This is a genomic window from Streptomyces gottesmaniae, assembly GCF_031845845.1.
Taxonomy (GTDB): Bacteria; Actinomycetota; Actinomycetes; order Streptomycetales; family Streptomycetaceae; genus Streptomyces; species Streptomyces akebiae.
Genome location: NZ_JAVRFJ010000083.1, coordinates 1 through 4,334, shown reverse-complemented (window position 1 = coordinate 4,334; position 4,334 = coordinate 1). Strand labels below are relative to the sequence as shown.

Sequence of the window (4,334 nt, the reverse complement as noted above, 5' to 3'; positions counted from 1 at the left end):
TGATGGTCGCTCGTGATATTTCAAAACCTACCTTTTCCAGCGTTTCCAGCACGTCTGCGCGGCTTTTTAGCTTGCCTGATAGGGCTAGGGCTTCTAAGCCGTCTGTGATGCTCTGTGATGCTCTGTGCGGCTTCCTGCGTGTTTCTCGGCAGGTCTTTGGCTTGGGTCATGCTCTGCCGTTTGGCGGGGTCGTCTGGGTCGCTGTATCCGTGCGTCAGGTTCTGCATGGTGCGCCATGCGTCCACTCTTCCTCTGTCGGCGGCGTAGTAGTAGGGCTGTAACCGCTTTCCGCTCAAAAGCTCGATGTTCGGTATCACGAAGTTGAGTTCCAAACGCCCTTTGTCTCGGTGTTCTACCCATAGGCAGTTGTATTGGTCTTTGTCCAAGCCTGCAAAAATACACTCTTCGAAGCTGTCCATCAGGGCGTGTTTCTGTTCGGCGGGGATGTTGCTTTCTTCAAAGCTCAGGCAGCCGGCGGTGTATTTCTTGGCGTAATCGCTGCTGTTTATCAGGGCGGCGGTTTCTTCGGGGTCGCCGCGTAATAATCTGGCTTCTTCTCGGTCGCGGTCTTTGCCTAGAAGATAGTCTATCGGACCACTCCCGCCGCCTTTCCCCCTATTGAAAAACTGCACAATCATTGGGACTGCCATCCGTTCTTTTCTTTGGCTAAAAAATCCCGTAGGGAATTTAAGGAACGTTCCAACGCTGCCAGCTCGGTCGTCGCCTTGAGTGCTTCCACATTGCCCAACGTGCCGACCTTTGCGGCGGTGTTCAGGGCCTTGGCTATTTGGTTCAGGTTGTTACCCATGCCTGCAAGGACGCGCACGACTTCGGGCGGGAATTGGAATTTGACGGTTTTTTTGTCGGATGCTTTGCCATCTTCCAAAACCCGCTCCCGAATGTAGCGGGCTAAATTCGGATGGGTCTTCTGTCGGGTCAAAGTCTCAAACTCGGTCGGGCTGACTCGGATGATGAGTTGCTTTGTTCGCTTTTCGGCGGCACTCGAACCTGTCAAAAGGGCAAAATACCCCTGTTTTTGACTGCTTTCTGCTCAAAAAAACGGCATTTCATCACGGCATTTCGCCGATACTCCATGAAGAACTCAGGGAAGAACACGCACGCCGCCCTGTCGGAACTGGTTTCATGTTTCCCCCAAAACGCCGCCCTGCTGGCCGGCTTAGGTCGCGCTGCTGCGCTCCAAGCTTTACCGCTTCGCCTGCTGGCTTCGCTAAATTGCGGATTGGAAAATTTTGAAATAAGAACCCCTATCGGGCTGTTATCTGATTATGGTTATTTTGACATAGTTGTATCATCTTAAAAACAAGCATACAATCTGCAAATCTTAGACAAAGCAAAACCCCCGCCAAACGCCAATCTGCACGGGGGTTTCGAGATACAACATGAGCCAATTATACACCCAACCCGACCTCTTCTTGCAAGAACGTATCCCACACAAGCCATACTGCAAAGATTTCAAAGAAGCGCCTATGCTGGTGCGCTCTTACGCTGCCGCCATCAAACGCCGCTACATCCAAGTCAATCCGCCGCATCTGCGTGTGTTTATGCTCTTTGACTTGGATTACGAAGGGGCGGGGTTGGCTTGGGAAGACAATAATCTGCCTATGCCTGCTTGGGCGGCAATCAACAGGGAAAACGGCGGCGCACACCTTGCCTATGCGCTTTCCGCGCCTGTGCTGACGGCGGAATACGGTGGGAGACAAAAAGCCCTGCGCTATCTTGCTGCACTTGAAGCAGCATATAAGGCGAAATTGCGCGGTGATGTGGGCTTTGTATCGCTGATTACGAAAAATCCCGAACATCCGCATTGGCTGACGCTGCGCGGCGTTCCTGACGCAATCAGGGGCTACGATTTGGAGTATCTTGCGGATTTCGTGGATTTAGACAAGTTTAAGCCCTATATCGGTCGCTCTAACGTGGAAGCGGTCGGATTAAGCAGAAATTGCACGGTGTTTAACCTTGTGAGCCGTTGGGCGCACAAAAACGTGTTGGCGTTCAAACAGCAGGGCTACACGGTGCAAGGCTGGCTGAAAGAAGTGCATTACCAGTGTATGCGGGTAAATGGGGATTTCCCTGTCCCGATGTGGGAAAAAGAAGTGAAATGTATCTCCAAATCAATCGCTAACTGGGTTTGGTACAAGTTTGATATTGCAGCCAGCAATCGACGGTTTTCGGAATTGCAGGCTCATCGGAATAGTTTGCGGAAAACAACCATCAATGCAGGCAGAACAAAAATCATCACGGAGCTTTGAAATATGGCCTATCCAAAACTGAAAACCACCAAGCGAGACGTTACGGCTAAAGAACTGGCAAAACGCTTCGGCTGTTCCACAAGAACCGTTTTTCGGGCATGGTCGCAATCCCGCGCCGACTACCTAGCCGAAAACTCTATCAGCCGCGATAAACCGTGGGAACACTTCGGCATTTCCCGCGCCACTTGGTACAGGCGCGGCAAGCCTATGCCGTCTGAAACTGACAACCAAAGCGAAACAGCATGACAAGATACGCAATAAACCGCGATGCTCTGTACTCGGCATTCAAAGATTTTCTGTATTCGGAAATTAACGCAAATCCTGCTTTGAAAAGCGCAACGGTTGATGATCTTGCAGATATAGTTCTAGCCAAAAAATGGAGAATTTTTCTGCCTGACGGCATCAAACGCACAACAGCCGAAAAAGCTGCCCAACGGGTTTTGTACATGACAAACCAGCCTGAAAACCAAACCCAACAGGAGAACTAACCATGCAAACCACTATCCCCACCGGTTCAATCCGCACCTTTGGCGATTACGGCGTGATGTACATCGTCGGCACGCCTGCCGAACAGCTTCCGGACGGCGATTGGCTCGTAAATATTGAACTGCCGGAAAGCGGCGAACACACGCAATACAAACTGTCCCACATCGTTCAAGACCCAAAGGCTGCCTAATGTACGCGATTTCTTTTGATTTGGTGGTTGCCGATACCGCTCAAAACCATCCGAAAGGCATTTCCCAAGCCTACGCGGATATTGGATACACCCTGCGGAAATTCGGCTTTACCCGCATTCAGGGAAGTTTGTACACCTGCCAAAACGAAGATATGGCTAACCTGTTTTCAGCCATCAACGAGCTAAAAGCTCTGCCTTGGTTTCCGTCTTCTGTCCGCGATATTCGGGCGTTCCGCATTGAGCAGTGGTCTGATTTCACAAGTCTTGTGAAGTCTTAACTGCCTTACCGTCCAACATCCGCCGCAGCCCTGCCAGTTTTTGGCGCGCTGCGGCGTTTTCTGTGCGTTTTAGGGCTTCGGGTAGGCTAGCCCCCAATACTTTGGCGATATTGCTCGGATAGGGCTTTCTCGCGCCCGCAATGCGGGTTTCTGCTTCCGCTACGGCTTCTGCCCCGTAGGTCTCTATCAGCCATGCGGCTGTTCGCCTGTCGCGTTCGTTCTCGGTAATCATCGGCTCATTCCCCATCCCCTGCTTTGGGTTCGTTTGTGTCGTTGGCTTATCGTTTGGCTGGTTGATTCAAGATTTCGCTCTGCCGTTGCTGTATTTCGCTCTGCCGCTCTAACTCGGCTGCCAAGCTCGCTAGCTGCTGCGCTAAACTCGTGTTTTCCTGCTCTAGCTCTGCCAACCTTTCGCCCAAGTGCGTTAAGGCTTTCATCATTCGCTGCTCGATTGCTGCGTGATTGCTCTCTAATTCCGCTAACGCGTCCAGCATTCGCTTCTCGGTCGCTACGCATACCCGCGTTGCTTTGCTGTTCTCGACTGGGCAATTTTCCAGTGTCAAACCTTTGGTCTTGGTTTCCAACAGGTCTAGGGTGCGCTCTGCTTCGGCTCTCTGCTGTTTCAAGTCGTCCAGCTCGTTCTTGACGCTCCATATCGCTATGAACAGCCCTGCTATGACTATCAACCCTGCCGCCGATATACCTAGCAAGCTCCACAGATAGGGCTTGAATACTGCCTTGCTCATGCGTAACTGCCGGGCGTTTATATCGGCGGTTATTTTCTGCTCGCTTTGCTTCAATGCCTCGTTGATATTTTTCCGTAACGTCTCTAAGTCTGCTTTCGTTTGTTGCTCTATGCTGGCGGCTTCGGTGCGTGATGTCTGCTCGAAGGTCTTCGCCAAATCGGAAATCTTGCTCATACAGTGCGCCTTTCAGTCGGATGTTGCGCCCTTTTGGGTCCGGGTTCTTGATGCTGATGCTGCTGATGGTCGCTCGTGATATTTCAAAACCTACCTTTTCCAGCGTTTCCAGCACGTCTGCGCGGCTTTTTAGCTTGCCTGATAGGGCTAGGGCTTCTAAGCCGTCTGTGATGCTCTGTGATGCTCTGTG

9 protein-coding genes are annotated in these 4,334 nt (G+C 51.5%); 5 read left to right on the top strand and 4 right to left on the bottom strand.

Translation table 11 applies throughout. The features are described 5' to 3' along the window. Nucleotides 1–20: 20 nt before the first annotated feature. Together RM704_RS45295 and RM704_RS45290 are read right to left on the bottom strand one after the other, a co-directional pair. Nucleotides 21–650 (bottom strand): relaxase family protein, encoded by a 630-nt coding sequence (locus RM704_RS45295; protein WP_003696452.1) that lies wholly within the window; start codon nt 648–650, stop codon nt 21–23. Continuing rightward, the gene (locus tag RM704_RS45290) at nt 635–1,015 is read right to left on the bottom strand and encodes a MobC family plasmid mobilization relaxosome protein (protein ID WP_014580441.1); all 381 of its coding nucleotides are present in this window, start codon (nt 1,013–1,015) and stop codon (nt 635–637) included. The genes RM704_RS45295 and RM704_RS45290 overlap by 16 nt, the downstream gene beginning before the upstream one ends. 385 nt (nt 1,016–1,400) lie before the next feature. On the opposite strand from RM704_RS45290, the gene RM704_RS45285 reads away from it, so the two are divergent. The 5 genes from RM704_RS45285 to RM704_RS45265 are packed head-to-tail and all read left to right on the top strand — an operon-like array spanning nt 1,401 to nt 3,224. Next, nucleotides 1,401–2,270 (top strand): replication initiation protein, encoded by an 870-nt coding sequence (locus RM704_RS45285; protein WP_003690219.1) that lies wholly within the window; start codon nt 1,401–1,403, stop codon nt 2,268–2,270. Nucleotides 2,271–2,273: 3 nt separating this feature from the next. Next, nucleotides 2,274–2,516, top strand: coding sequence for an HTH domain-containing protein (locus tag RM704_RS45280; RefSeq protein WP_003690220.1), 243 nt, complete (start codon nt 2,274–2,276; stop codon nt 2,514–2,516). After that, nucleotides 2,513–2,758 carry a hypothetical protein gene (locus tag RM704_RS45275; RefSeq protein WP_003690221.1) on the top strand — a complete coding sequence of 82 codons (246 nt, stop codon included), beginning with the start codon at nt 2,513–2,515 and terminating at the stop codon, nt 2,756–2,758. The genes RM704_RS45280 and RM704_RS45275 overlap by 4 nt, the downstream gene beginning before the upstream one ends. Before the next feature lie 2 nt (nt 2,759–2,760). Then, nucleotides 2,761–2,946: a DUF5397 family protein gene (locus RM704_RS45270; protein WP_003690223.1), complete on the top strand. Its 186-nt coding sequence runs from the start codon at nt 2,761–2,763 to the stop codon at nt 2,944–2,946. Continuing rightward, nucleotides 2,946–3,224 (top strand): endoribonuclease VapD, encoded by a 279-nt coding sequence (locus tag RM704_RS45265; protein ID WP_003690225.1) that lies wholly within the window; start codon nt 2,946–2,948, stop codon nt 3,222–3,224. The genes RM704_RS45270 and RM704_RS45265 overlap by 1 nt, the downstream gene beginning before the upstream one ends. Here RM704_RS45265 and RM704_RS45260 read toward each other — a convergent pair. Together RM704_RS45260 and RM704_RS45255 are read right to left on the bottom strand one after the other, a co-directional pair. Next, nucleotides 3,202–3,456, bottom strand: a complete 255-nt coding sequence (locus RM704_RS45260; protein WP_003690227.1) for a CppA family protein — start codon at nt 3,454–3,456, stop codon at nt 3,202–3,204. The two genes, RM704_RS45265 and RM704_RS45260, sit on opposite strands and share 23 nt — an antisense overlap. Nucleotides 3,457–3,502: 46 nt before the next feature. Continuing rightward, nucleotides 3,503–4,144 carry an MbeB family mobilization protein gene (locus RM704_RS45255; RefSeq protein ID WP_146711211.1) on the bottom strand — a complete coding sequence of 214 codons (642 nt, stop codon included), beginning with the start codon at nt 4,142–4,144 and terminating at the stop codon, nt 3,503–3,505. Nucleotides 4,145–4,334 lie beyond the last annotated feature (190 nt).